This is a genomic window from Streptomyces sp. NPDC001070, assembly GCF_053598835.1.
In genome coordinates, this window is record NZ_JBSFLB010000010.1 from 52,299 (window position 1) to 76,789 (window position 24,491).

Sequence of the window (24,491 nt, forward strand, 5' to 3'; positions counted from 1 at the left end):
GGATCAGGCGCCGCCGGGGAGCGGCGCGGCGGGGCTGACCAGGCCGGACTCACGAAGCTCGGCCCAGAACGCGGCCGGGACGTCCTCACGGAGCGCCGCGAGGTCCTCGGCGATGCGGCCCGGCTTGGTCGCGCCGGGGACGGCGGCGACGGCCACCGGGTGGGCGAGGGAGAACTGCAGGGCCGCGGCCTTGACGCTCACGTCGTGGCGAGCGGCGATCTCCTTGATGCGCCGCACCCGCTCGACGATCTCCGGGGGCGCGTCCTGGTACTCGAAGTGGGTACCGCCGGCGAGGACACCCGAGCTGTAGGGGCCGCCGACGACCATGCCGACGCCCTGCTCCTGCGCCTTCGGCAGCAGCCGCTCCAGCGGGCGCTCGTGGTCCAGCAGTGTGTAGCGGCCGGCGAGGAGGAAGCCGTCGGGCCGCGGCTCGTCCAGGTCGAGCGTCAGCTCGATCGGCTCGACGCGGTTGACGCCGAGGCCCCACGCCTTGATGACGCCCTCGTCGCGCAGCCGGGACAGCACGCGGAAGGCGCCCGTACGGGCCTCCTCGAACTTGCTCAGCCACAGGTCGCCGTGGAAGTCCTGGGCGATGTCGTGCACCCAGACGATGTCCAGCCTGTCGACGCCGAGACGCTTCAGGCTGCCCTCGATCGACCGCTCGGTGGCGTCGGCCGTCCACTCGTGGACGATCTTGTTGGGGCGGCCGTGCTCGAACAGTCCGCCCTTCTCGCCGAAGTCCGGGGCGCCCGGCTCCGGCTCGTCGAGGACGACGCGCCCGACCTTGGTGGCCAGCACGTACGCGTCACGGGGCCGCTGTGAGAGCAGCTCGCCGAGCCGCAGCTCCGCCAGGCCCGCCCCGTAGAACGGGGCCGTGTCGTAGAAGCGGATGCCCTGCTCCCAAGCGGCCTCCAGCGTCGCGGTCACCTCCTCGTCGGGGATGGCGCGGAACATGTTGCCGAGGGGGGCGGTGCCGAAGCCGAGGCGGCCGGGGATGAGTTCCTTGAGCGACATGGTGGTGCCTTTCGACGACCGTCCGGGTGGCACGGAGTGCTCCACCGCGGGGTCGGGATGTATGGAGGTGCCTCTGGTTTGCCGGGGGATCGGCCTTCGGCCAGAGGTGCGCTCCGACGCGGCCTGCACGCCGTCGAGCGCCTTACGGGATCGAAGATACTTGCAGACGCGGACTAATGCAAACGCGCCATACCCGCGCCATGTAAAGTTTGACTCGGGGGCGCCAGGAAGCGGCGCACGGGAATTAATCGGCGTATGCAATTATTGCCTAAGCTCGTAGGGTGCTGACGCATGGATGATGACCCCACTCATCGACGCGCGGCCCGTCCCCGACCGCCCCAGAGGAGACAGCTTCGTGAGCACCACCCTGTTCGAGCCCTTCACCCTTCGCTCGCTGACCATCCCGAACCGGATCTGGATGGCGGCGATGTGCCAGTACAGCGCCGCCCCGGACGGGGATCAGGCAGGCGCGCCGAACGACTGGCACTTCGCCCACCTGGCGGCACGGGCCGCCGGCGGGACCGGACTGATCATCACCGAGGCCACCGCGGTGAGCCCCGAGGGCCGGATCAGCCCGTACGACCTCGGCATCTGGAACGACACCCAGGTCGAGGCCTTCCGGCGGATCACGGCGTTCCTCAGGTCACAGGGCACCGTGCCCGGCATCCAGCTCGCCCACGCGGGCCGCAAGGCCTCCACCGAGCGGACCTGGGTCGACCGCGGAGCCCCGATCGCCCCCGGCGAGCAGCACGGCTGGACGCCGGCCGGCCCCAGCGCCGTACCGTTCGACGCCGGGTCCACCACCCCGGAGGAGCTGAGCACCGAGCAGATCGGCCGGATCGTGCGGGAGTTCGCCGACGCCGCACGCCGCGCCCTTGACGCCGGGTTCGAGGTCGCCGAGATCCACGGGGCCCACGGGTACCTCATCAACCAGTTCCTGTCCCCCCACAGCAACCACCGCACCGACGCCTACGGCGGTGACTTCGGCGGCCGCACCCGATTCGCCCTGGAGGTCGTCGACGCCGTCCGCGCCGTCTGGCCGCAGGACCTGCCGGTCTTCTTCCGCGTCTCCGCCACCGACTGGCTGAGCGAGAACGCCGACGACGACCGCGAAGGCTGGACCGCCGAGGACACCGTCCGCCTGGCCAAGGAGCTCCAGGCCCGCGGCGTGGACCTCATGGACGTCTCCACGGGCGGCAACGCCCCGAACGCCAGGATCGTCGCTGCCCCCGACTACCAGGTGCCCTTCGCCGAGCAGGTCCGCAACGAGACCGGGATGGCCGTCGCCGCGGTCGGCCTGATCACCGAGCCCGAGCAGGCCCAGGCCATCGTCGGCTCCGGAAGGGCCGACGCCGTCCTCCTCGGCCGTGAACTGCTGCGCGACCCCTACTGGGCGCGCCACGCGGCCGACGAGCTGGGCGGCCGCGTCAACGTCCCGGTGCAGTACCACCGCTCGTGACCCAGCGCGCGCCCCGCCCCCGCCGATCACTGCCCGGCGGGGGCGGAGCGGTGTTGCCCTGCCGTACCCCTGCTGCGGCCGCCGCGCGCGAAAATCGCCTTGCGCGCGCCTGCCCGCCCCGTACAGCATCTCGTCCGTGATCCCTCACCACCGCACCCCGTCGCCCCTCCCCCACCACGGCAACACGGCATGCGAGGATCACGACCTTGACCTACACCATCCGTGAGTACACCCCGGCCGACGAGCCGTCCTGGCTGCGCTGCCGGGTGCTCTCCTTCCTCGGCACCGCCTACTACGACGACGTCGACCGCGCCAAGCCTGCGATCCCGGCTCCCGGCCTGGAACTGGTGGCCGTCGACACGGCGGGCGCCGTCGTCGGGATCATGGACACCGTCGTCGACGGCACCCTGGCCACCATCGACACCGTCGCCGTCCACCCCGACCACCAGCACCGCGGCCTGGGCCGCGGCCTCCTGCACCGCACCCGCGCGGCGGTCCGCGACCGCGGCGCGACGACCCTCGACGCCTGGACCCGCGACGACCCGGACACCCTGGCCTGGTACCGCGCGATGGGCTTCGCCGAGAGCGACCACTACCTCCATGTATACGCCCACCGCTACACCGCCCCCGGCGAACCCGACCGCGCGATCCTCCAACCGCGCCCCGACCTCAGGCTCATGGGCGCCTTCCTGCACGCGAGGCTGGAGGACGAGGCCCGCATGCGCGACGAGTTCAGCCGGGTGCACGTCTGCCGGCGCTTCGCGATGACGACGGACCATTCTCACCAGCAGGATTCCTCGGCTGAGAACGGCTGACAGCCTGGCCGCTGCGGGTGGGTCCACCGCGGCGCCCCTCGCGTCGTCCGTGATGTCCGGCGACGACGCTTCTCCGAGCCATTGCCCGGAAAAAGCCGACAGCGGCACAACGTCTGCCACGTGCCAGGCAGACGGACACACGGGATGGCCTGCCCTGCCACCCGGCCTCCAAGCCGCGGCTCGACACCCACGCCGGGCAACCGGCCGAGGCGATCGACCGCGACTTCTCGGGACAGGTGACACCTGATCCTGGTGAGTGACACCACCCTGAGGAACGCCGAAGCCGGACCGGACATCTGCCCTGCCCGTCCTCCAGGAACCGTACGGCGGTAGCATCGAGCCCCATGATCGTATGGCTCAACGGCACGCACGGCGCCGGCAAGACAACGACCAGTGCACTCGTGCAGCCACTGATCCCGGGCTCACGGGTGTTCGACGCCGAGAAGGTCGGCGAGACGCTCATGGACATCACGCCGGGGCTGCCCGCCACGGACAACTTCCAGCACTGGCCGCCGTGGCGGCCGCTCGTCGTCGAGACCGCCCGCCGCGTACTCGAATACACCGGCGGCACCCTGGTGATACCCATGACCGTCCTGGTCGAGCAGTACTGGCGCGAGATCAGTACGGGCCTCGCCCAGCATGCCATCCCGGTACGGCACTTCGTCCTCCACGCTGACCAGGAAACCCTCCGCGGGCGCATCGCGGGCGACACTGTCCAAGGCCCCAACTCCCCGTTCCGTCTCCAATACCTTGAACCCTACGCCGAGGCGGCCCGCACGTGGCTGCACAGCGAGGCCGAGGTCGTCGACACCACGCACCTCACGCCCGCCCAGGCCGCCCAGCGGATCGCGGAGGCCGTCAAGAGTTGAGGTCCCACCCGCCACGCGAAACCGGGCACAGGCGGCAACAGAGAACGACCTTCCGTTGTCAAGCAGCGCGAATGGACTCGACCAGGGTCCCGGCTCAGCCCGCCACCGCGGTGTCATCCACCCAGAGAAGTCGCAGCCATCGACATGGACACTCCGCTCGCCGGCTCACGTGCCGACTCGCCGAATGAAGCGCTCGGTCACATGACGTGTGACTCAGCGCTTCAGCCGGCCAGGCGGTCGCCAATCGGCGGCCGGGGCAGGTCAGAGGGCGCCGATGTTGAGCAGCCGGTTGGGAGTGTCGCTGCGGACGCCGCGCACGGCACCGCGGGTGGCCGTGTGGTCGAGCCAGACGTGGACCTCGTTGGCCGTGGCGTGAGGGTGTGCCGACAGGTACAGCGCGATCACACCGGTCGCATGCGGCGCGGCCCAGGACGTCGCGCCGTCGTTCTCCGTGGTCGTACCGCCGCCGGCGAGGGCTGCGGTCACCTTCTGGCCGGGGGCGTACAGGTCCACGCACCGTCCGTAACCCGATCCGTAGGAGCCGCCGTCGCTCCACGCGCGGTCGTTCGAGGTGGAGGCCGCCACGACGATCGTGCCGGGGACGCCGGCCGGGGAGTGCTTGCAGGCGTCGTCATGGAAGTTGCCGGCCGACACCACCGTCGGGATGCCCGCGTCGACCATCTTCTTCACGGCGGACTCCAGGGCCGCCGACCGGTGGTCGAGGTTGAGCGACATGTTCACCACCGCAGGCTTCTGCGCGTGCGCGGTGACCCACTCGACCGACTTCACCAAGGCTGCCTCGGCCGCCGCCGGGGAGCCGCCGCCCTCGCTCTCGCACGGGATGCCCTGGACCCGTACGAGCTCCGCCTCGGGCGCCACCCCGTACCTCGCCCCGCCGATGATGCCCGCGACGAATGTGCCGTGGCCGGTCCCCGCCTCACTGAAGCAGTCACCGGAGTCCTTCGGGCCCACGAAATCGGCGCCGAGGTGGGCGCGTCCGCCGAACTCCTTGTGCGCGATGTCCATCCCGGTGTCGATCACGTAGACGTGAACGCCCTTGCCCGTGGCGGTGGTGGTCAACTTCCCGTTCAGCGGGCGCGACCGCTGGTCGAGAATGTCCAGGTTCCACGGCACGTGGCGGGTGATGGGCGACGCCGCGGTCTGCGTGATCCCGGACAGCTTCCCCACGGTGCCGGAAGACGTCGGCGCCGACCCGGAAGATGTCGGCGCCGAACCGGACGACGCCCCGTCCCCGGAGGGCGCCACGGACTCTGCCTTCCCGAGCGCGGGGAGCTCACCGCCGCTCCCCCCGGCCGCCGCGCCGGCTTCCCTGCCGCAGGCCGAGGCCCCGAGCACTGTCGTGATGGCCACCACCATGAGACTTGCCTTCGTCACGATCCGCGTCACAACGTCCCCCACATCCCGGCTTCGCACACAGTCAGCGCACAAGACGACCACAGGGGGCGGCCGGTTCCGGCGGCGCCCTGCCGGCGTTTGCGGGACAGCCCTCGGGCCGGCGGTCCGCGTATGCCTGGGGCGGGTCATGGCGCGCGGGTATCGGACCAGGGCGCGGCGGGTGGTCGCGCCGGTGGTGGTGCCGGCCGTGGTGGCCTCGGTGGTGGCGACGCTGCAGCCGGAAGGGCTGACACAACGTGTTCCACTGACTCCGCACAGCTGACCACCAGCCCTACTGCGGCGCCCTCAAGCCACTGCTCGAAGACCACGCCGAGCAACTCGCCAAGGCGATCGACCACACCTATTCGGGATCGGTGCGGCTCTTCTGAAGTGAGCTCGTCGGTCGCATTACCAGCATCCTGACGTCTCCCAAAGCCCTCCCCCATGGCCCGGCCGAGCGATAAGGTCCAGTTGTGCGTTGATCTTCAGGGCGGCAGCCACGTGCAGCCGCGGACGGTGCAGGGCGCCTCGTAACCGGGGTCGCCCCAGCAGGCATACCCGTCATCACCACACCGGAGATCCACACCATGACTGCTCAGCAGCCGCTCACCTACGACGCGTTCGTCGAACTCGCCGTCGCCGACTCAGCCGTCCTCGGTCTCGTCCTCAAAGGTTCCCAGGCCCACGACAGCATGATCACCCCGCACTCCGACCACGACCTGTACGTGATCGTCGCCGATGACGCCATGACCGACCTGACCCGGTTCGCGAGTCACCGCGGCACCGAGCTCGACCTCGTCATCGTCACTCTCACCCAGTTCTGCGGAGCCGGGACGCCCGGTTGGGAACGCTATGCCCTCGCCCGTGCTCGGGTGGTGCTCGACCGGCTCGACGGAGGCATCGCCCGCATCCTTGCCGACTGGGCCCTGCTGGATGCCGATGAGGCGTTCCGGGACGCCGGCGAATGGCTCGACGCTTACGCCAATTCCCTCTACCGCTCGGTCAAGAACCACCGGGACGGCCTGGCTCTGGCCGCCCGCCTCGACGCGGCCGACAGCATGCGGTTCCTGCTTGAGTTGCTCTTCGCTCTCCACCGTCGCCCCCGCCCTTACAACAAGTACCTGGAGTGGGAGCTCGCCCGGTACCCGCTGCCGGGCTGGGACACCGACGTGCTGCTGCGTGCTGTGGATCGCGTCTCGGCAGCAGGTGACGTATCCCGGCAGCGGCAGCTGTTCGCCCTTGTCGAGAAGGCGGCCCGAGAGGCCGGACACGGCAAGGTGCTGGACGCATGGGGCGACGACCTTGAGTTCATGCGACCGAAAGAGGCAGACAGCGACACTCCCTGAGCTCTGCCCTGGTCTCACGGCATCGGAGCCGCCCGGGATGGTTCCCTTCGCCGGGCTGAGCCCGCGGCAGTTCACCGAGTCGATCAGCGCACTGCGGCGCGAGGGCGCCGATCCGGTTCCCACGGCTTCAGGCCACCATCAAGGCCCTGAACGGGAGGGCCAAGCCACCCATGAAGAGGAATGCCATGCTTGAACACTCCGGCGATCGAGCAGTGAATGACTGGTGCATCGAACACCTGGGCTACCCGGTTGCCGAGCGCACGTTCACGGCGGGGAACCTGTCCGTGGTCCACGGCCTCCGGCTGACGAACGGCCGCGAGGTGGTGCTGAAGATCCGCGACAACGATGACGATGCGCGGCTGGGAGCCTGTACCTGGGTGCAACGCCGGATGTGGGAGGCGGGCTTCCCATGCCCGGAGCCATTGACCGGTCCGTTGCCGCTGGGCAGGAAGGTCGCCAGCGCCGAGACTTCCGTGCCAGGGGGTGGAGAGCCCGCGCCCGCGGATGCTCCCCGACAGTTCGCCGGCCTTCTGGCCGACTTTGTGACCCGCGCAGAGGATTTGGATCCGCAGCCGCTGCTACGGCCGGCTCCCGCATGGGTCCACTGGTACCACAAGGAGGACGGCGTCTGGCCGGTCCCGGATGACCGCAACGTCGACCTCAATGCTGAACGGTGCTCTGCCACGGCGTGGCTCGACGAGCTCGGCGCGGCCGTACGCGAGCGGCTTGAGGAGGTCCGCGACGCTGCCTGCGTGTTCGGACACGGGGACTGGGACGGCCGCAATGTGAAGTTTCGCGAGGGCCGGCCGCTCGTGGTCCATGACTGGGACAGCGTGGTCTACGAGCCCGAGGTGGTGATCATTGGCCAGGCCGCCGCCATGTTCGAGGGCGGGCCCACTGGTGCAGGCGCCTCGGTCGAACGGACGGTGGCCTTCCTGGAGGGGTACCAAACCGCGCGCCGACGGGTGCTGAGCAACAACGAACTGCAGTTGTGCTGGGCAGCGGGCCTGTGGGTACGCACCTTCAACGCCAAGAAGTTCCATCTCGACCACTTCGATGCGCTGGGACGAGACGAAGCCGAGACGAGGATGAGGCATGCCGGGATCTGATGACGGTGGAGCTGCGAAGCTCCCCGCACCACGGAGAATCCAAGTTGCGTGCAGTTCATCTGAGAGGTCGCTTTCATCGGCAGTGCGATGCTTTGCGGCTTTTCTGGAACGGGTTGGGGTGGTAGTAGCGGGGCTGTGGGTGGCCTTGATCCGGACGCCGGGCCTCAGAACTCGAACTCGACGTAGTCGATGTCGGTGAAGTCGACCTGCAGCCCCTGGGCACGGCGGCCGCGATCCTTGAAGTAGATCTCCTGCAGCCCCTCCGCCGCGATGGCCCGCAGTCGGTCCTCGCCGGCGCCCGCGGCCTGGGCGTCGAAGAGGCGGGCGGCGTAGTCGGGCGGGAGGGCCTGGGTGATCAGACGCACTCGGGCGTCGTCGGTGGAGCCCGGGGCCGCGGTGAAGCCGAACCGGGCGCGGGTCTCGATCACGATGCCGCCGGTCGTCGCCGCGTGCCGCCTGGCGCGTTCGCGCACGCGGGGCTGCCAGCGCCTACGGACCTCCGCCGCGAGACGGGCGGCCAGGTCCTTGCGGGGGCGTTTGATCTCGCCGGTCAGATAGCGCTCGACGGTGCGCTGCGAGACGCCGAGCAGGCCGGCGACGGCCCTGGTGCCCTTCTCCTGCTTGACCAGGAACCGCATCTGCGCCTGCGCCGACTTGGGGACGGGGCGGGTGAGGGTGTTGGCCGTGGCCTTGTCGAGGCCGTCGCCGAGCATGCCCACCTGGCTCTCCTACTCTCCGTCGAGTGCGGCGTCGCCGCCCTTGATGTGGCGGGCGGGATTGTGGCCGTCCTCGAGCAGCTCCACGGCCCACATGAGGGATTGGGTGCCCTCGTGTTTGACCATGCCGGGTGAGACGCCGAGCCGGAAACCGCCGGGCAGGGGCTTCCCCTCGGGCGTACGCGGCAGGAAGTCCAACGGGCCGGGGCCGTCGGACAGGTACACCGCGCAGTCGGACAGGACGGCGACGGGGAAGAGACCGGCGGCGGCGAACCTCACCATCTTGCGGTGCATGTTGACCCGCGCGGTGGCGATGACCGCGGCACGGATGTCGGGTCGCCAGGTGGGACGGTCGAGGGCGGGCCAGGGCTCCCCAGGGCGGTAGCCGGCGCCCTGGGGGCGCTCGCGGAGCTTGCCGATGCCGCCCTTGACGGTGGCCTTGACCGCCGAGAGCACGGCGGCGCGGGCCGGGTCGGCCTGCTTGTGGTGCTCCATCGCGGCGAGGAAGTCGGCCTCCGGCATGCCCGAGACGACGCCGAGTTCGGCCATGGTGGTCATGTAGGCGTCGCGCAGGCGGGTGTACCAGGCGTCGAGGTACGCGCCGTGCTCGGGACGGACGTACGCCTCGAGGGGGCTCACGTCGTGGCCGAGTTCGGCGGCGTAGGCCACGGTGGGGGTGGCGTACCAGGCGGGGCCTTCGGGGCGGGTCCCGTCCGGGGTGAACGGGTTCGGCAGGCGCGGGTCGAGGTCGATGCGGGAGAGGTCGACGAGCCAGGAGCCGGGCAGCGCCTTGTCGAACCGGGGGGCGCGGGCGTGCACGGCGGGCCCCAGGCCGACGTTCAGGCGGTTGGCGGCGGCGGCGAACGCCATGTTGACGTCGATGCCGACCGCGAACTTGCGCGCGCACTCGGCGTCGGTGAGCAGTTGCGGGTCGCGGATCCATTCGAAGGCCTCTTCGTCGAGGACTTCGTCCGGGGTGCGCCGGTGCCCGCGCGGGTACCGCGTGGCGACGACGGGGTGCTCGTCGGGGGCCTCGGGCGGCGCCGGTTCCACCGGCCGGGTGAGGGATCCGGGGTTCGGTCCCGGTACCCAGGCGCCGGTCGCCGGGTCCCTGACGGCGCGGGTCGGCGGGCGCAGGGCGGTCATCAGCTCCAGGCCGCTCACGGCGGTGGAACCGCGCGGGGTGATGACGCGGTGCGCGTAGTCCGCCAGCACCTGGGCGAGTTCGGGCGGCGGCAGCCGTTCGGCGTCACCCCAGGAGCGGGTGTCCAGCGCGCCCCACGGGAGGACCGCGAGCTGCACGCACTGCCGGCGGCCGTCCTGCGCCGGTCGGTAGACGCGGGCCCAGGGGCCGAATCCGCGGCGGGTGAGCTGCCACTTGGCACGTGCGATCTGCCGAACGACCTTGTGGTCCGAGGGCAGGCGCAGGGTCCTGCGGTCCTCCAAGGCGCTGGGCAGACCGAGGACTTCGGCGGCCTGGGGGGTCAGCACGATCAGCGGGTCGGCGTCCTTGCCGTTGCGGTGCAGTCGGGGCGCGCCGAGCTTTGCCTCGGCGAGCGTCCACTCGACCAGTGACGGGACGTCGGTCGCCGGGCACCGCAGGACGAGGCCGCCCGCGCAGTACGCGGTGCCGTCGCCGTCCAGCACCGCCAGGGGGCCGTTGGCGAAGCGCGGGTCCACCGGGGCGGGCGTGGCCGGTGCGGCGACCGGCTTCCCGGGGGCGGCGGGGGCCGCCTCCTGCCGGGCGGGTTCGGGCGCCTGCCGGAGCGGGGCGGAGGGCACAGTCGGCGCGGACGGCGCCGCCGGAGCGGGCCCGGCCGCGGCGCCGAGCTGCGCGGCGATGCCCTCGAGGAGCCTGGCGTACGCGGCGCGGGTGGCGCCCTGCGGCTCACTGCGGCCGGCCTCCCAGCCGGCCACGGTCGTCCGGGTGACGTCGAGCGCCCCGGCGACCTCGGCCTGCGTCAGGCCGTACTCGGTGCGCAGCCGGGCACGTTCGGCGGGCTCCGGCAGGCGGGTCCGCCGCGGCCCCGACTGCAGCAGGGAGTCGACGGGATCGGACGTGCTGGCCATGCGGCGGTGGGCTCCTTCGCTGCTTCAGTCCCGGCCGGTGCCGGAAGGACGACGGGGTTCCGCGTCGAGGAACTCGAGCAGGTGCTGCCCCGTGAGGATACGGGCCGGGTTGCGTCCCGGCGGCAGCGGAAGCCTGCGGCCCAGCGCCCACCGGAACCGCCGTGCCGGTGCCAGGTCGAACTCGTACTTGCCGCCGGTCCGTTCGTCGTTGCGGCTGCCGCGGATCTCGAAGGCCCCGACACAGACGCCGCCGTCGACGAAGGCCAGCAGGAAGTCCCCGTGCTGGGCGACGGTCCGGGCCGAGAACCGCCAGGCCCGAGCGGCGCTCTCCTCGACGGTCCACCCGTCGCGCAGCGCCTGCCGGACGTCCACGGCCAGCATCCCCGGGCCCCCCTCCGCCGTATCGTTCGACCGCGGAGCTCGTTTCAAGCCCGCATGAAGTGACTTTATCGGCCGTTAAAGCGGTTACGGAACAGTGACGCGCGGGCGCAACCGCCCGACGTACGCTGGGGCGTCATGGACGACCTCGTGGGATATCTGATCGTCACCGGCTCACTGGCCGCGGTCATGGGTCTCTTCACGTGGCTGGCCCGTGTGATCCGACGCCACGGACTCGCCGGGCAGGCGCTTTCGGCCGCCCTGGCCTCCTACGAGGAGGCGTTCCGCGTGACGTCCTGTGAAGCGCACCAGGAGATCCGGGCACAGGCGGACCGCAAGGTCCCGTTCGAGTCCCCGGACGAACCGTGGCGGCCGGCCCGGGCCGGCCTCGGGCCCCGTCCCGGCGCCCGCCTCTCGCCGGGGCACCAAACGTGGTTCCGCCGGATCCGTCACCTGAGGCGCGGCCTCGGGCGGTGACGGCTCACCGCGACGACGGCTCCCCGCCGGAGGCGGTGCCCAGGCGCAGGACGGGGGCTTCCTCCCCGGGGGCGCCCTGACGGGCGGCTCGGCGGAGCCTGGCCGGCGTGTCGCCCGCGGCAAGCCGGAAGGCGCGGCCGAAGGCGGATTCGGAGCTGTACCCCACGGCTGCGGCGACGGCGGCGACCGGCTGATCGGTCCCGGTGAGCAGGTCCGCGGCGATGAGCAGGCGCAGCCGCGTGAGGAACTCCCCGGCGTTCATTCCGGTCTCCCGGCCGAAGTGCCGGATGAAGGTCGCCCTGGACATGGAGTTGAGCGCGGCGAACTTCGCGATGCCCCAGTCGTGGGCGGGGTCGCGCAGGACGGCGTCGGTGACGGTGCGTACGATGTCGCGGGTCGAGGCGAGCCACGCCGCCCGGCCCCCTCCGGACACGCTCCGCAGGGCCATCGTCAGCAGGACGTCGCACAGGGCGTCCAGGACGGCTTCGGTGCCGGGGCCCGCCGTGCCCGCTTCGTCGCGCATGAAGGCGGCGAGGAGAGTGAGCGGGGCTGCCGGACCGGCCCCGAGCGGGACGTGCAGCACCTCGGGCAGCATGGCCATCAGCACCTGCCCCGCGCCCGGCCCCCATGCGTAGTGGCCGCAGAAGAGGTCGACGGATCCAGGAGCCGGTTCGTTGCCCACGAGCGTGTACGGCCCGACGTCCCGGCGGTCGACGGAGGTGGCGGGGCGGGCCCCGTGCGTGTGCACGCGGTGCGCGGTTCCCCGCGGCAGGAGTACCAGGTCGCCGACGCGGAGCTCGATCCGCCGGTCGGGCAGTTCGAGGGTGCACTCCCCCTCCAGCAGCAGGTGGAACGGGGCGCGGCCGGTGCCGTCCGCGGGGTTGTCCAGGGTGTGGCGGCCCGCGATCAGGCAGCGGATGTCGACGCTGCCTCGCAGGTGGGCCAGCCGGACCACGCGGCTCAGAGTGTCCATGAGACTTTCTCGACAGGAATTGACATTTTCCGATCTTTTCATCTCACCCGGGGCGCGGGCAAGGTGTCGGTCATGGACACCATGCACGTCGACCTCCTCGTGATCGGATTCGGCAAGGGCGGCAAGACCCTCGCGGCACGGATGGGCCGTCTCGGCAGACGCGTCGCCATGGTCGAGCAGTCGGCCGCGATGTACGGCGGCACCTGCATCAACGTCGGGTGCGTGCCGACCAAGGCACTGATCCACCAGGCCGAGGAGCGGCGGCCCGGCGATACGCCCGAGCCGGCGTTCCGGGACGCCGTCCACCGCACCACGCGCCTGACGGACTCCCTCCGGGCGAAGAACTTCGAGGCACTGGACACCCTCGACTCCGTCACGGTGGTCACGGGGCGGGCGCGGTTCGTCGGCCCCGCGACCGTCGAGGTCACCGCCGGTGCCGACCGGCTGCTCATCGGCGCGGAGACGATCGTCGTCAACACCGGCGCCGAGCCGGTCGTCCCGGACACCCCCGGACTGCGCGACAGCGCGTACGCGAGGACGAGCACCGACCTGGTCCGCTCGCCGGACCGGCCCGGTCGCCTGGTGATCCTGGGGGCGGGCTACCTGGGGCTGGAGTTCGCCGGGCTGTACCGGAAGTTCGGCGCCGAGGTGACGGTCCTGGAGGCGGGGGCCCGGGTGCCGCCGCGCGAGGACGACGACGTGGCCGACGCGGTGGCGCGCATCCTCGCGGACGACGGCGTCACGCTGGTGACAGGGGCGACGGTCACCGGTGTCACCGACGCGCCGGGGCACGCCACCGTGCGCTACCGCACCGGCGGGCTCGACCGCGCCGTCGATGCCGACGCCGTCCTGATCGCGACCGGGCGCAGGCCCGCCACGGACGGGCTCGGCCTCGACTCCGCCGGCATCCGCACCGCGGACTCCGGTGCCATCGCGGTGGACGAGTATCTGCGCACCAGCGCGCCGGGCGTCTTCGCCGTAGGTGACGTCAACGGCGGGCCGCAGTTCACGTACATCTCGCTCGACGACAGCCGCATCGTGGGCGACCAGCTGCTCGGCTCGGGGTCCCGCTCGACGCGGGACCGCGTGGCGGTGCCGTACACGGTGTTCACGACGCCGCCACTGTCCCGGGTGGGGCTGACCGAGCGCCAGGCACGTGAGCAGGGGTACGAGGTCGGGGTCGCCGCCAAGGCGGTCGGCGAGATCGCCGCGATGCCCCGGGCGAAGATCCTCGGGGAGACGCGGGGCCTGATGAAGTTCGTGGTCGACACGGCCACGGACCGGGTGCTCGGGGCGGCGCTGCTCAGCGTCGATTCCCAGGAAATGGTCAACACGGTCGCGCTGGCCGTCCGCCACGGGGTCACGGCGAGCGAACTGCGTGACGCCGTCTACACGCACCCGAGCTCGACCGAGGCCTTCAACGAGGTGCTGGCCGGCCTACGGTGAGCCGGGCCGTGCTCCCGCCGCCCCCGTTCCGGCGGCGGGACTTCCGGGCGCTACGCCCCCGCGACCGCCCGGTGCCGCCCCACGGCGCGGACGGCGTACCGCAGGGTCGCCGCGTACAGGGCCAGGAAGGCCGCGCTCACCAGGGCGATCACCAGCCACGTCAGGCCCTGCCAGCCGGACAGTCCGGCCCCGTGCAGCCAGCGGACGAGGAAGTTGCCGGTGGATGCGGCGGGGAAGGAGAAGACCCAGTAACCGGTGTGGAACGCCTCCTGGCGCACGTGCGGCAGCAGGAACAGGACGACCAGGACGGTGAAGAACACCAGCCCGGCGAAGCCGTACCCCACCGCGTCGACCCGTCCGCCGTGCGCGGCGGTCCAGGCGAGGCCGCCGACGGCCGGCGGGATGGTCAGGATCGTCAGCGTGGGACGGGCGGGAGCGGGCAGGCCGCTCGCCACGAGCCGGCCGAGGATGACGGTGCCGAAAGCGAGCCAGTACAGCACCCCGACGGCGAAGGCGGCCGAGGCCGCGTCGGGCAGTCGGACCGCCGAGGCGGTGGTGCTGGCGATGAAGGGCGCGGAGACCACCGGCAGGAGGTATCCGGGGTGGAGGGTGGCCGAGCTGAGGCCACCGGTCACCCAGTGGGCGAGCAGCCGCGCGGCGATGACGGCGGCGCCGAGCGCGAACACCGCGTAGAACCAGCGGGCGCCGTCGACTCCGAAGCGGGCGAAGTGGCCGGTGGCCAGCATGCCGATGATCGGTACGTAGGCGAGGGCGAAGCCCTGACCGGGGTGGTGGAGGTCGTCCCGCAGATTCCGCCAGCGTGCCCCGCCGTGGCGCAGGTACTGCACCAGCAGCACCACCCACACCAGGCCGCTCACCACGAACAGGACGTCGCTCACCCCGACGGGAGCGGACACCGTGGTCCACGCCGACTGCCACACACCGCCCAGACCCGCGGTGCCGAGGGACACCGACATCAGTCCCATGCGCGTCGCCCGCCTGGCGCCGCCGTCGTCCACGGTGACGGCGGCGGCGTGCGAGCGTCGCGACGACGTGGCCGGGGGCGCGTCGAGTACGGGGGTGTCCAATGCGACCGACTGCATCTGGGGCTACTCCTAGGGGTCCGGGCGCCGCGCATGGGCGGTGGTGATTTCGGGTGGTTGCAAATTTAAACCAGCCGACCTCGCGAGACCTTCCCGCCGGCCCGAAATGACCGGCACCTGTCCCGATCCGAGGGGAAGAGGGCCCGGATCGGCCGCCACTCGTCTCCGGGTCCCCTGCGGCGCGGCCGCCGAGATGCCCCCACCTCGCGGCGGGGACCATGGTCCGCATATGGGAGCGCCCCGGCCGCGCCGACACGGCGTTCCCCGGCGGCGACCGGCCCCTTCGGCGCCGCGCGGGGCCGGTGAGCGATGGGCGGGCGCGCTCCGTACCGCGCCGCGTCGCAGGAGGAGGCCGCACTCGACCGTGTTCAAGGACCTCGACACCGATCTGTTCACCGGTTGCCGCTACGCCCAGCTGGACCTGCCGCGGCAGCGCGCGCTGTCGGCGAGCGCGGTCACCTGCCGGCGTTGCTGCGGTACCCGTCCGGTCGCACGGAGATCCCGACGTGCCGCCCGGGCTCCCGCTCGGCGTCGACGTCGCCGCGCACTACCGGAGCGCGGAGGTGCCCATGCCGCCGGGCATCGTGCTCACCCCGTTCACCGCCGGCCTCGTCGAACATCCCGGCACGGACCTGGACACGGCGCTCCGGGAACTCGCCGGCCGGCTCCCGGCCGCCCCCGTCCGGTCGCTCGACGACCTGGCCGACGGTCTCCTGCGGGAGGCGCAGCGGACGGCGGGGGGCCGCGACGACATCGCGCTGCTGCCGGTCGGCCCGGGGCCGCGGGACACGTGACGGGCGGGAGCGCCGCGCGGGGTCAGAGCGCCCGGTCCGCGAGCAGGAACCGGCCCAGCGCGTCCCGTCTCAGTCTGCGCACCTCGGCCCACGTCCCGTCGATCGCCGCGCCGTCGCGCAGGCGGTACTCCGTGGGCCGTGCCGCACATCGGTGCGCGCGGCGCAGCGCCTCGACGCCCCGGGCCGTGTCGGCCACCACGTAGTAGTGCCGGACCAGCGCTCCCGATCCGGCACGATGGCGCAGCCCGATCAGCCAGACCGTGCCGCCCGCACCGTCGCACATGGCCCCGTCCGCGGGCGCGGTCCCGTCCGCAGGCACAGCCGGTTCGCCGCCCGACCGCGCCGGGTCGTCCGGAGGGCCGTCGGGTCCGGCGGGGCCGCGGGGGAAGGTGTCGGTCATCTCTCGCTCCAGCCACCCGGTCCTGCTTCGGAATCCACGGTGGCTCCGGGCCCGTACCCGCGGCCATGACCACAGGGCCGCCTTGCCCTCACATCCGGTCAGGGCCGGTAGACCGCCCCGGGCTGCGGAGTGCCGGGCGCGAGCAGCTGCGGAACGGTCACGAAGGTGAAGCCGCGCTGCTTGAGTGCGTCGATGATGCCGGGGACGGCCGGCAAGGTGCCCCGGTAACCGGCGCTGCGCCCGGTGGGGACGACGTCGTGGAGCAGGATGATGCCGTCGCGGTCCGACTGCTCCAGGACCCGCTTGGTGATCAGGGCGGAGTCGTTGGTCTCGAAGTCCTTGGCGGTGACGCTCCACAGCACCTCGGAGAGCCCCATCTCGCGGGCGATGCCCTGGACGGTGTCGTTGGTGCGCCCCTGGGGCGGGCGCACCAGGGTGGGGCGATGGCCGGTGAGGCGCTGAATGGCGTCGTCGGGGCGGCTGAGCTCCTGGCGTATCTCCTCAGGACCGATCCGCGTGAGGATCTTGTGCGACCAGGTGTGGCTCGCCACTTCATGGCCCTCGGCGGCCATGCGCTTGACCATCTCCGGGTACGTGTCGATGTGCCTCCTGCCGAGGAGGAAGAAGGTGGCGGGCACCTGCTTCTCCTTGAGGACGTCGAGCAGGCGCCCGGTGTTCTTGCTCGGCCCCGCGTCGAAGGTGAGCGCGATGCACTTGGCGACGCGGCAGTCGACGCTGCCGAACGTACCCGTACCCTTGTCACCGGCCTCCTGCCGCACTGTGCTCGGTGCGGTGGTCTCCACGCGGGTGCAGCCGGTCAAAGCGAGCGCGAGCGCCAGCGCGGCGGCGGGCAGGGCCGCCCACCTCCGGGCGGTCCTGGTGAAGGCGGCGTTCGAGCGTGCGGGCAGGGGTCGTTGGGGCCTGGCAGATCGCATACCGGTGACTGTACACACCACGTATACGCGAGATGTATAGCGGGGGGTGTTAAACCGGTCACACCGATCCGGACACCACGTCTACACGATGTGTATACCTGAAATGTATAGTGACGCGCATGTCCATCGGTCACACCCTTCTCGGCCTCCTGGAATCCGGCCCGCGCCACGGCTACGACCTCAAGCGCGCCTTCGACGAGCGATTCGGCCACGACCGCCCGCTGCACTACGGACAGGTCTACTCGACCATGTCGCGGCTGCTGAAGAACGGCCTGGTCGAGGTCGAGGCGATAGAGCCCGGCGAGGGACCGGAGCGGAAGCGGTACGCCATCACGGAAGCGGGCGTCACCGACGTCGTGCAGTGGCTCGCGTCCCCGGAGAAGCCCGAGCCCTATCTGCAGTCGACGCTGTACACCAAGGTCGTCCTCGCCCTGCTCACCCACCGCGACGCCGCCGAGATCCTGGACATGCAGCGCGCCGAGCACCTGCGTCTGATGCGCGAACTGACCGCGCGCAAGCGCACCGGCGACCTGGCCGACCAGCTCATCTGTGACCACGCCCTGTTCCACCTGGAAGCCGATCTGCGCTGGCTCGAGATCACCGCCGCGCGCCTGGACAGGCTCGCCCAGGAGGTGCGCGCATGACATCGGCCGAACCGCTGCTCTCCTGCGCCGGCCTGCGCAAGAGCTACGGCCCGACACCGGCCCTGGAGGGGGTGGACTTCTCCATACGCCCCGGCGAGGTCGTCGCCGTGATGGGCCCCTCGGGGTCCGGGAAGTCCACGCTGCTGCACTGCCTCGCCGGGATCGTCGTCCCCGACGGCGGCACCATCACCTACCGCGGCCGCGAACTGTCGGCGATGAACGACGCCCAGCGCAGCGCGCTGCGGCGGACGGAGTTCGGCTTCGTCTTCCAGTTCGGCCAGCTCGTTCCCGAGCTCAGCTGCGCGGAGAACGTGGCCCTCCCGCTCCGGCTCAACGGCACCTCCCGCAAGGAGGCCGCGCGTACGGCCCTCGAATGGCTGCGGCGGCTGGAGGTCGAGGACGTCGCGGACCAGCGGCCCGGAGCCATCTCCGGCGGGCAGGGGCAGCGGGTGGCCGTCGCCCGCGCGTTGTCCACCGGCCCCCGCGTCCTGTTCGCCGACGAACCCACCGGCGCGCTGGACTCCCTCAACGGCGAGCGCGTGATGCAGCTGCTCACGGAGGCGGCGCGGGACACCGACGCGGCGGTCGTCCTGGTCACCCATGAGGCCCGGGTGGCCGCGTACTCCGACCGCGAGGTCGTCGTACGCGACGGGCGGGCCCGGGACATGGCGCACGTCGCATGACGAGGGGTGACACCCCCGGCACCTTGCTCCGGTCCCGGGTCGGGGACCTGTCCCTGGGCATCCGGTTCGCGGTCACCGGCGGCCGCGAGACCTGGACGCGCACTCTCCTGACCGCCGTCGGAGTGGGCCTCGGGGTGGCCCTGCTGCTGCTCACCACGGCCGTGCCCAACGCGCTGACACAGCGTCACGACCGAGAACGCGCCCGCAACGACATGACGTACACCTCGGTCGTCACGCACCGGGCGGCCGACACCATGCTGATCGCCACGGTCGACACCACCTACCGGGGCGAGGACGTCCGGGGCCGCCTGCTGCAGCCCGAGGGGGATCGGCCGCCCCTGCCGCCCGGCGTCGGGAAGCTGCCCGCACGCGGCGCGATGGTGGTCTCCCCCGCCCTGCGGCGGATACTGGCCGCAGCGGACGGAAGGCTGCTGCGCGAGCGGCTGCCGTACCGGGTCACGGGCACCATCGGTCAGGACGGGCTGCTCGGGCCCGACGAACTCGCCTACTACGCGGGAACGTCCGGGCTGAGCACCGGTGGCGAGGCCGGCCAGGTCGGCCGGGTACTGCGCATCCACGCCTTCGGCTCCGTGAACCCGGGCACGCCGATGGACCCGGTCCTGCTGCTGCTCGTGCTCATCGTCTTCGTGGCGCTGCTCATGCCGGTCGGCGTGTTCATCGCGGCGGCCGTCCGCTTCGGCGGGGACCGGCGCGACCGCCGGCTCGCCGCGCTGCGTCTGCTCGGCGCGGACGCGGCGACGACGCGGCGCATCGCCGCGGGCGAGGCCCTGGCGGGCACGCTGTGCGGACTCGCCGTCGGCGCCGTGTTCTTCACGGCCGGACGCGCCCTGGCGGGCCAGGTCAGCCTCTACCGCGTCAGCGTCTTCCCCAGCGACCTCACTCCCGCGCCCGTACTGGCGGCGCTGGTCGCCCTCGCCGTCCCGGCGGCCGCGGTCGCCGTGACGCAGCTCGCGCTGCGCGGCGTGGTGATCGAGCCGCTCGGGCTGGTCCGTACGGCCCGGCCTCCGCGCCGCCGGCTGTGGTGGCGGCTGCTGCTGCCGCTCGGCGGACTCGCCCTGCTCTACCCCATGATCGGGCAGGGCAACGACAACGGGAACTTCAACCAGGCACTGGTCGTCAGCGGCACGATCCTGCTGCTGATGGGCGTCACCGCGCTGCTCCCATGGGTCGTCGAGTCCGTCGTCAGCCGGCTCGGCACGGGCACCCCCTCCTGGCAGCTCGCGGTGCGCGGGCTCCAGCTGAACAGCGGCACCGCGGCCCGGACGGTCAACGGCATCGCCGTCGCCGTGGCCGGGGCGATCGCGCTCCAGATGCTCTTCGCGGGCGCGGACGACGCCTACACACGCCGGACCGGCAACGACCTCTCCCGCGCGCAGATGGAGGTCTCCCTCCCCGCGGCCGACTCGCCGGCCGACGCCGCCCGGCGGCTCACCGCCGGCGGGGGTGTACGGCGGACGACGTGGCTGTCCACCGGCATGCTCGGCGAACGCGCCGTGGAGCCCCAGCGGTACATGGAGCTGACGGTGGGCACCTGCGGCGCGCTGCGCGAGGTGGCGAAGCTGCCCGCCTGCCGCGACGGCGACGTCTTCACCGTCCAGGACGGGTACGACCGCGACACGCCCCGGACGGCGAAGCCCGGGAAGGTCGTGTACGTCGACCCCGGCTACACCCGCTCCCCGGGGCTCGAACTCGCCTGGCGCCTCCCGCGCGACCTGGCCAAGGCGTACACCCGCGCCGATCCCAGCGGCTACAAACGCGGCGGCCTGCTGGTCACTCCCGGCGCCTTCCCCGCGGCCGCCGCCCCGGCGGTCACCGGCAAGGTCTACGTCTCGCTCGACCGGACGGCCCCCGACGCCCGGGAACTCGTGCGCAACACGACCGCGGCGATCGACCCGCTGGCCGACGCGCGGGACTACGCCGCGCAGGCCCAGTCCGAGCGCTTCGCCTCCATCCGCACGGGGCTGTTCGTCGGGGCCTGCTGTGTGCTGCTGCTGATCGGGGCGAGCCTGCTGGTCGCGCAGCTGGAGCAGCTGCGCGAACGCAGGAAGCTCCTTTCGACCCTGGTGGCCTTCGGCACCCGCCGCAGCACGCTGAGCCTCTCGGTGCTGTGGCAGACCGCCGTCCCCGTCGGCCTCGGCCTCGCGCTCGCCTCCGCGGTGGGTCTGGCCCTGGGGGCGGTACTCCTGCGCATGGTCGACACGACCGTCACCGTCGACTGGCCCGGCGTCGCCGCCATGACCGGCATCAGCGCGGCGGTCGTCCTGCTGGTGACCGCGCTGAGCCTTCCGGCGCTGATGCGCATGCGGCCGGACGGGCTGCGCACGGAGTAGTCCGGCCGCCCGCCCCCGAGGGGTCACGCCGGCGGCGGCGCCGTCGTGGCCCGGGGGGTGAGGAGCGCGGAGAGGACGGTGGTCTCGGGGACGTCGTCGCGGCCGGCGAGCTTGGCCATGAGGAGCTCCACCGCCCGGGTGCCGATCTCCGCGGAGGGGATGGCGACCGAGGTGATGGGGACGGGGGCCTGCTCGGCGGTCTCGTCGGGGCAGATCGCGGTGACCGAGAGGTCGTCCGGCACCCGCAGTCCCATGGCGTGGAAGGCGGAGATGAGCGGCTGTGTGATCGGTTCGTTGTGGACGACGATCCCGGTCAGCCCCGGCTGCTCGCGCAGCAGTTGCTCCGCCATGGCCCGCGCGGCGGCCGGGGTCTCCGGGCAGGGGTGCACGGAGGAGCGCAGGCCGAGCCGGTCGGCGGCGGCCGTGAAGCCCGCGGCGACCCGGCGGGCGAAGCCGGTGCCCCGGACGTAGACCTCGGGCGGTGAGCCGACGAGGGCGACCGTGCGGTGCCCCAGCGAGGCGAGGTGCTCCACGCACACCTCGCCGGCGCCCGCGAAGTCCAGGTCGACGCAGGTCAGGCCGGCCGGGTCGGAGGGGAAACCGATGAGCACGGACGGCCGGTCCAGGGTGCGCAGCAGCGGCAACCGGCGGTCGTCCATCTCGACGTCCATGATGATGAACGCGTCCGCCATCGCGCTCTCCGCGACCCGGATGATGCCCTCCTCGCCCTCGCTCTGCGTGAGGAGGAGGACATCGTGGTCGTGCTCGCGGGCCGCGGTCAGCACGGAGGTGGCGAACTGCATGACCACGGGCACATGGACGCCCTTGCGCAGCGGCAGTACCAGGCCCAGCACCCGTGACCTGCTACTGGCCAGAGACCGGGCTCCGGCGTGCGGCCGGTAGCCCAGTTCCCGGATGCTGTCCTCGATGCGCTGCCGGGTCTCCGGGGAGATCGGCCGCTTGCCGCTGAGGGCGTAGCTGACGGTGCTCGGGGAGACGTTGGCATGGCGTGCGACATCGGTGATCTTGACCATACAACTCCCTTGCTCGACTCGCGTGTTGTGCCGGACCGCCCTCAGGAGCCGGACAGCTCCAGGGTGAGGACGGCGGTCCCGGCCGCCGCACGCGCGCCGGGTCCGCCGGCCACCTCGACACCCCAGGGAAGGGACGCGTCGGAGGTCTCGGCCCGCAGGGTCGAGCCCTCGCGCACGACGGTGATCTCGGCCGCGGTCGTGCCGTCCTCGCGGGGGATCCGCACGGTGGTCCGGGAGCCGTCGGCGGGCTCGAAGACCCGGACGGTCACGTCGTCCGCCCACGCGTAGTCGGGGCGGTCGTTGACCGAACCCACCGGGATCGCGGAACCGGGGCGGGCCAGCAGCGGCACGCTGAGGTAGTCGTGGGTCTCGCGCACCCAGCGCGGGCCGGTGACCTTCTCACCGGTCGTGAAGTGGGTCCAGGTGCCCTCGGGCACGTAGTACGACACCTCGCCGTCCTCGGAGAACACCGGCGCGACGAGCAGATCCCCGCCGAGCATGTACTGGCGCTCCAGGGACGCGCAGCCGGGGTCCTCGGGGAACTCCAGCACCATCGCGCGCATCATCGGGACGCCCTCGGTGTGCGCCTGGTGCGCGGCACCGTACAGGTAGGGCATGAGGCCGAGCTTGAGCTGGGTGAAGGCGCGCAGCACGTCCACGGCCTCCTCGTCGAAGAGCCACGGCACTCGGTAGGACGAGGAACCGTGCAGGCGGCTGTGCGACGAAAGCATGCCGAAGGCGATCCAGCGCTTGAACAGGCCGGCGTCGGGCAGGCCTTCGAAGCCGCCGATGTCGTGGCTCCAGTAACCGAAGCCGGACAGGCCGAGTGACAGACCGCCGCGCAGCGACTCCGCCATCGACTCGTACGTGGACTCGCAGTCGCCGCCCCAGTGCACCGGGAACTGCTGGCCGCCGGCCGTGGCGGAGCGGGCGAACAGCACCGCCTCACCCTCGCCGCGGTGCTTGCGCAGCACGTCGAAGACGGTCTTGTTGTAGAGCTGCGTGTAGTAGTTGTGCATGCGCTCCGGGTCGGAGCCGTCGAAGTAGGCGACGTCGGTGGGGATGCGCTCGCCGAAGTCGGTCTTGAAGCAGTCGACGCCCATGTCGAGGAGGGCTTCGAGCTTGGAGGCGTACCAGGCGCAGGCGTCGGGGTTGGTGAAGTCGACCAGTGCCATTCCGGGCTGCCACAGGTCCCACTGCCACACGCCGCCGTCCGGGCGCTTGAGCAGGTAGCCGGCCGCCTTGCCCTCGGCGAACAGCGGGGAGCGTTGGGCGATGTAGGGGTTGATCCAGACGCAGATGTGCAGGTCGCGTTCCTTCAGGCGGCGCAGCATGCCCTCGGGGTCGGGGAAGACACGCGGGTCCCACTCGAAGTCGCACCAGTTGAACTCGCGCATCCAGAAGCAGTCGAAGTGGAACGCCGACAGCGGGAGGTTGCGCTCGGCCATGCCGTCGACGAAGCCGGTGACGGTCTGCTCGTCGTAGGAGGTGGTGAAGGACGTGGTCAGCCAGAGCCCGAACGACCAGGCGGGCGGCAGCGCGGGCCGGCCGGTGAGCGCGGTGTACTTGCGCAGGATGTCCTTGGGCGTGGGGCCGTGGATGACGTAGTACTGCAGCTGCTGGCGCTCGGCGCTGAACTGGACGCGCGAGACCTGCTCGGAGGCGACCTCGAAGGAGACCTTGCCGGGGTCGTCGACGAAGACGCCGTAGCCGGCGTCGGTCATGTAGAACGGGATGTTCTTGTAGGACTGTTCGCTGCTCGTGCCGCCGTCGGCGTTCCAGATGTCGACGGTCTGGCCGTTCTTGACCAGTGGCCCGAAGCGCTCGCCGAGGCCGTAGACGGAGGTGCCGACGCTCAGCCGGAGCTGTTCGCGGATGTGGTGGCCGCCGTCGGCGGTCTCCATCAGCGCCATTGCCTTGACGTCGCTGCTGGTGAGGGTGCGGCCGTCGGCCTGGAACTCCATCCGCCAGTCGCCGTCGCGGCTGAAGCGCACGCTCAGGTCGCCGGAGGTGAGCACGGCCTGCTTGTCGTCGACCGTCACGACGGGCTCGTGCGGCTCGTGGTGCAGTTCGAAGTGGGGTCCGGTCTCGACCTCGCCCTCGAAGTGGGTGACGCGCACGCCGATGACACCGGGCATGGGCGCGGTGCAGTCGACCGTGATGACCGGCCCCTTGAGGAGGTCGCCGCGGTGCCGGATGTGCTGGGTGGGCGCGTAGATCCGAAGCGTGCCGGGGCCCGGAACGGCATCGAGGACCTCTGCCGGATACGCCGCCGTGACGCCTTCGCGCAGCAGCCAGTACCCGTCGGTGAACTTCATGGTCGATGCCTTTCCCGGTGGGCGGGGCCACCGGCGTTCTCGGTACGTGTGGGGGCGGGCGGGGGTGGCTCTGCCTTCTGCCCGGGGAGAGGCGGAAGGCAGAGCCGCGGGCGGACCGCAGGGAGGTCACCCGCCCGGAGGAAGGGCCGCGGACGCGATGGT

General features: G+C 71.9%; 22 protein-coding genes. 11 read left to right on the forward strand and 11 right to left on the reverse strand.

Annotated features, from left to right (window positions below; translation table 11 throughout):
- Positions 1–3 precede the first annotated feature (3 nt).
- Complete coding sequence (locus ACWDAS_RS14375; protein WP_450389703.1) at positions 4–1,014, reverse strand: aldo/keto reductase; 1,011 nt, start codon at positions 1,012–1,014, stop codon at positions 4–6.
- A 355-nt stretch (positions 1,015–1,369) separates the two neighbouring features.
- Here ACWDAS_RS14375 and ACWDAS_RS14380 point away from each other — a divergent pair, with 355 nt between their 5' ends.
- The 3 genes from ACWDAS_RS14380 (at position 1,370) to ACWDAS_RS14390 (ending at position 4,157) form a co-directional block, all read left to right on the forward strand.
- Positions 1,370–2,473: an NADH:flavin oxidoreductase/NADH oxidase gene (locus tag ACWDAS_RS14380; RefSeq protein WP_450389705.1), complete on the forward strand. Its 1,104-nt coding sequence runs from the start codon at positions 1,370–1,372 to the stop codon at positions 2,471–2,473.
- Positions 2,474–2,679: 206 nt separating this feature from the next.
- Positions 2,680–3,288 carry a GNAT family N-acetyltransferase gene (locus ACWDAS_RS14385; protein ID WP_450389708.1) on the forward strand — a complete coding sequence of 203 codons (609 nt, stop codon included), beginning with the start codon at positions 2,680–2,682 and terminating at the stop codon, positions 3,286–3,288.
- A gap of 344 nt (positions 3,289–3,632) precedes the next feature.
- Entirely contained in the window at positions 3,633–4,157 is a 525-nt protein-coding gene (locus ACWDAS_RS14390) for an AAA family ATPase (protein WP_450389711.1), read from the forward strand.
- 261 nt (positions 4,158–4,418) lie between these two features.
- Here the strand turns inward: ACWDAS_RS14390 and ACWDAS_RS14395 are convergent, their stop codons facing one another.
- Positions 4,419–5,345: a S8 family peptidase gene (locus ACWDAS_RS14395; RefSeq protein WP_450389714.1), complete on the reverse strand. Its 927-nt coding sequence runs from the start codon at positions 5,343–5,345 to the stop codon at positions 4,419–4,421.
- A gap of 794 nt (positions 5,346–6,139) precedes the next feature.
- Between ACWDAS_RS14395 and ACWDAS_RS14400 the strand changes: the two genes are divergently transcribed.
- Positions 6,140–6,898, forward strand: a complete 759-nt coding sequence (locus tag ACWDAS_RS14400; RefSeq protein ID WP_450389717.1) for a hypothetical protein — start codon at positions 6,140–6,142, stop codon at positions 6,896–6,898.
- 185 nt (positions 6,899–7,083) lie between these two features.
- Positions 7,084–8,007 (forward strand): hypothetical protein, encoded by a 924-nt coding sequence (locus tag ACWDAS_RS14405; RefSeq protein ID WP_450389720.1) that lies wholly within the window; start codon positions 7,084–7,086, stop codon positions 8,005–8,007.
- Between the two features lie 164 nt (positions 8,008–8,171).
- On the opposite strand, the gene tpg is transcribed toward ACWDAS_RS14405, so the two are convergent.
- The 3 genes from tpg to ACWDAS_RS14420 are packed head-to-tail and all read right to left on the reverse strand — an operon-like array spanning position 8,172 to position 11,174.
- Positions 8,172–8,720 carry a telomere-protecting terminal protein Tpg gene (tpg, locus tag ACWDAS_RS14410; RefSeq protein ID WP_450390077.1) on the reverse strand — a complete coding sequence of 183 codons (549 nt, stop codon included), beginning with the start codon at positions 8,718–8,720 and terminating at the stop codon, positions 8,172–8,174.
- A 15-nt stretch (positions 8,721–8,735) separates the two neighbouring features.
- Entirely contained in the window at positions 8,736–10,793 is a 2,058-nt protein-coding gene (gene tap, locus ACWDAS_RS14415; protein ID WP_450389722.1) for a telomere-associated protein Tap, read from the reverse strand.
- Between the two features lie 24 nt (positions 10,794–10,817).
- Complete coding sequence (locus ACWDAS_RS14420; protein ID WP_450389725.1) at positions 10,818–11,174, reverse strand: hypothetical protein; 357 nt, start codon at positions 11,172–11,174, stop codon at positions 10,818–10,820.
- Positions 11,175–11,309: 135 nt separating this feature from the next.
- Between ACWDAS_RS14420 and ACWDAS_RS14425 the strand changes: the two genes are divergently transcribed.
- Positions 11,310–11,648: a hypothetical protein gene (locus ACWDAS_RS14425; RefSeq protein WP_450389726.1), complete on the forward strand. Its 339-nt coding sequence runs from the start codon at positions 11,310–11,312 to the stop codon at positions 11,646–11,648.
- Positions 11,649–11,652: 4 nt separating this feature from the next.
- On the opposite strand, the gene ACWDAS_RS14430 is transcribed toward ACWDAS_RS14425, so the two are convergent.
- Positions 11,653–12,621 (reverse strand): cupin domain-containing protein, encoded by a 969-nt coding sequence (locus ACWDAS_RS14430; RefSeq protein WP_450389728.1) that lies wholly within the window; start codon positions 12,619–12,621, stop codon positions 11,653–11,655.
- Between the two features lie 72 nt (positions 12,622–12,693).
- Here ACWDAS_RS14430 and ACWDAS_RS14435 point away from each other — a divergent pair, with 72 nt between their 5' ends.
- Positions 12,694–14,067: an FAD-dependent oxidoreductase gene (locus tag ACWDAS_RS14435; RefSeq protein WP_450389731.1), complete on the forward strand. Its 1,374-nt coding sequence runs from the start codon at positions 12,694–12,696 to the stop codon at positions 14,065–14,067.
- A 50-nt stretch (positions 14,068–14,117) separates the two neighbouring features.
- On the opposite strand, the gene ACWDAS_RS14440 is transcribed toward ACWDAS_RS14435, so the two are convergent.
- On the reverse strand, positions 14,118–15,170 hold the full coding sequence (locus tag ACWDAS_RS14440) for an SLAC1 family transporter (protein WP_450389733.1): 1,053 nt from the start codon (positions 15,168–15,170) through the stop codon (positions 14,118–14,120).
- 506 nt (positions 15,171–15,676) lie between these two features.
- Here ACWDAS_RS14440 and ACWDAS_RS14445 point away from each other — a divergent pair.
- The gene (locus ACWDAS_RS14445) at positions 15,677–15,964 is read left to right on the forward strand and encodes a SpoIIE family protein phosphatase (protein WP_450389736.1); all 288 of its coding nucleotides are present in this window, start codon (positions 15,677–15,679) and stop codon (positions 15,962–15,964) included.
- A 22-nt stretch (positions 15,965–15,986) separates the two neighbouring features.
- On the opposite strand, the gene ACWDAS_RS14450 is transcribed toward ACWDAS_RS14445, so the two are convergent.
- On the reverse strand, positions 15,987–16,364 hold the full coding sequence (locus ACWDAS_RS14450; protein ID WP_450389739.1) for a hypothetical protein: 378 nt from the start codon (positions 16,362–16,364) through the stop codon (positions 15,987–15,989).
- 98 nt (positions 16,365–16,462) lie between these two features.
- Positions 16,463–17,299, reverse strand: coding sequence for a polysaccharide deacetylase family protein (locus ACWDAS_RS14455; protein WP_450389741.1), 837 nt, complete (start codon positions 17,297–17,299; stop codon positions 16,463–16,465).
- Between the two features lie 119 nt (positions 17,300–17,418).
- Here ACWDAS_RS14455 and ACWDAS_RS14460 point away from each other — a divergent pair, with 119 nt between their 5' ends.
- From ACWDAS_RS14460 to ACWDAS_RS14470, 3 genes are read left to right on the forward strand one after another with little or no spacing between them, the layout of a single operon-like run.
- The gene (locus tag ACWDAS_RS14460) at positions 17,419–17,943 is read left to right on the forward strand and encodes a PadR family transcriptional regulator (RefSeq protein WP_450389744.1); all 525 of its coding nucleotides are present in this window, start codon (positions 17,419–17,421) and stop codon (positions 17,941–17,943) included.
- Positions 17,940–18,626 (forward strand): ABC transporter ATP-binding protein, encoded by a 687-nt coding sequence (locus ACWDAS_RS14465; RefSeq protein ID WP_450389747.1) that lies wholly within the window; start codon positions 17,940–17,942, stop codon positions 18,624–18,626. Before ACWDAS_RS14460 ends, ACWDAS_RS14465 begins: the two co-directional genes overlap by 4 nt.
- Positions 18,623–20,977, forward strand: coding sequence for an ABC transporter permease (locus ACWDAS_RS14470; RefSeq protein ID WP_450389750.1), 2,355 nt, complete (start codon positions 18,623–18,625; stop codon positions 20,975–20,977). The genes ACWDAS_RS14465 and ACWDAS_RS14470 overlap by 4 nt, the downstream gene beginning before the upstream one ends.
- A 23-nt stretch (positions 20,978–21,000) precedes the next feature.
- Here ACWDAS_RS14470 and ACWDAS_RS14475 read toward each other — a convergent pair whose 3' ends face one another.
- Both ACWDAS_RS14475 and yicI read right to left on the reverse strand, forming a co-directional pair.
- Entirely contained in the window at positions 21,001–22,011 is a 1,011-nt protein-coding gene (locus tag ACWDAS_RS14475) for a LacI family DNA-binding transcriptional regulator (RefSeq protein ID WP_450389753.1), read from the reverse strand.
- A 41-nt stretch (positions 22,012–22,052) separates the two neighbouring features.
- Positions 22,053–24,329 carry an alpha-xylosidase gene (gene yicI, locus ACWDAS_RS14480; RefSeq protein WP_450389756.1) on the reverse strand — a complete coding sequence of 759 codons (2,277 nt, stop codon included), beginning with the start codon at positions 24,327–24,329 and terminating at the stop codon, positions 22,053–22,055.
- Positions 24,330–24,491 lie beyond the last annotated feature (162 nt).

What these genes read in the sequence shown, in the direction of transcription:
- ACWDAS_RS14375 (WP_450389703.1), bottom strand. Translation starts at nt 1,014, where the DNA reads ATGTCGCTCAAGGAACTCATCCCCGGCCGCCTCGGCTTCGGCACCGCC.
- ACWDAS_RS14390 (WP_450389711.1), top strand. Translation starts at nt 3,633, where the DNA reads ATGATCGTATGGCTCAACGGCACGCACGGCGCCGGCAAGACAACGACC.
- ACWDAS_RS14400 (WP_450389717.1), top strand. Translation starts at nt 6,140, where the DNA reads ATGACTGCTCAGCAGCCGCTCACCTACGACGCGTTCGTCGAACTCGCC.
- ACWDAS_RS14405 (WP_450389720.1), top strand. Translation starts at nt 7,084, where the DNA reads ATGCTTGAACACTCCGGCGATCGAGCAGTGAATGACTGGTGCATCGAA.
- tpg (WP_450390077.1), bottom strand. Translation starts at nt 8,720, where the DNA reads ATGCTCGGCGACGGCCTCGACAAGGCCACGGCCAACACCCTCACCCGC.
- tap (WP_450389722.1), bottom strand. Translation starts at nt 10,793, where the DNA reads ATGGCCAGCACGTCCGATCCCGTCGACTCCCTGCTGCAGTCGGGGCCG.
- ACWDAS_RS14420 (WP_450389725.1), bottom strand. Translation starts at nt 11,174, where the DNA reads ATGCTGGCCGTGGACGTCCGGCAGGCGCTGCGCGACGGGTGGACCGTC.
- ACWDAS_RS14425 (WP_450389726.1), top strand. Translation starts at nt 11,310, where the DNA reads ATGGACGACCTCGTGGGATATCTGATCGTCACCGGCTCACTGGCCGCG.
- ACWDAS_RS14430 (WP_450389728.1), bottom strand. Translation starts at nt 12,621, where the DNA reads ATGGACACTCTGAGCCGCGTGGTCCGGCTGGCCCACCTGCGAGGCAGC.
- ACWDAS_RS14435 (WP_450389731.1), top strand. Translation starts at nt 12,694, where the DNA reads ATGGACACCATGCACGTCGACCTCCTCGTGATCGGATTCGGCAAGGGC.
- ACWDAS_RS14440 (WP_450389733.1), bottom strand. Translation starts at nt 15,170, where the DNA reads ATGCAGTCGGTCGCATTGGACACCCCCGTACTCGACGCGCCCCCGGCC.
- ACWDAS_RS14450 (WP_450389739.1), bottom strand. Translation starts at nt 16,364, where the DNA reads ATGACCGACACCTTCCCCCGCGGCCCCGCCGGACCCGACGGCCCTCCG.
- ACWDAS_RS14455 (WP_450389741.1), bottom strand. Translation starts at nt 17,299, where the DNA reads ATGCGATCTGCCAGGCCCCAACGACCCCTGCCCGCACGCTCGAACGCC.
- ACWDAS_RS14460 (WP_450389744.1), top strand. Translation starts at nt 17,419, where the DNA reads ATGTCCATCGGTCACACCCTTCTCGGCCTCCTGGAATCCGGCCCGCGC.
- ACWDAS_RS14465 (WP_450389747.1), top strand. Translation starts at nt 17,940, where the DNA reads ATGACATCGGCCGAACCGCTGCTCTCCTGCGCCGGCCTGCGCAAGAGC.
- ACWDAS_RS14470 (WP_450389750.1), top strand. Translation starts at nt 18,623, where the DNA reads ATGACGAGGGGTGACACCCCCGGCACCTTGCTCCGGTCCCGGGTCGGG.
- ACWDAS_RS14475 (WP_450389753.1), bottom strand. Translation starts at nt 22,011, where the DNA reads ATGGTCAAGATCACCGATGTCGCACGCCATGCCAACGTCTCCCCGAGC.
- yicI (WP_450389756.1), bottom strand. Translation starts at nt 24,329, where the DNA reads ATGAAGTTCACCGACGGGTACTGGCTGCTGCGCGAAGGCGTCACGGCG.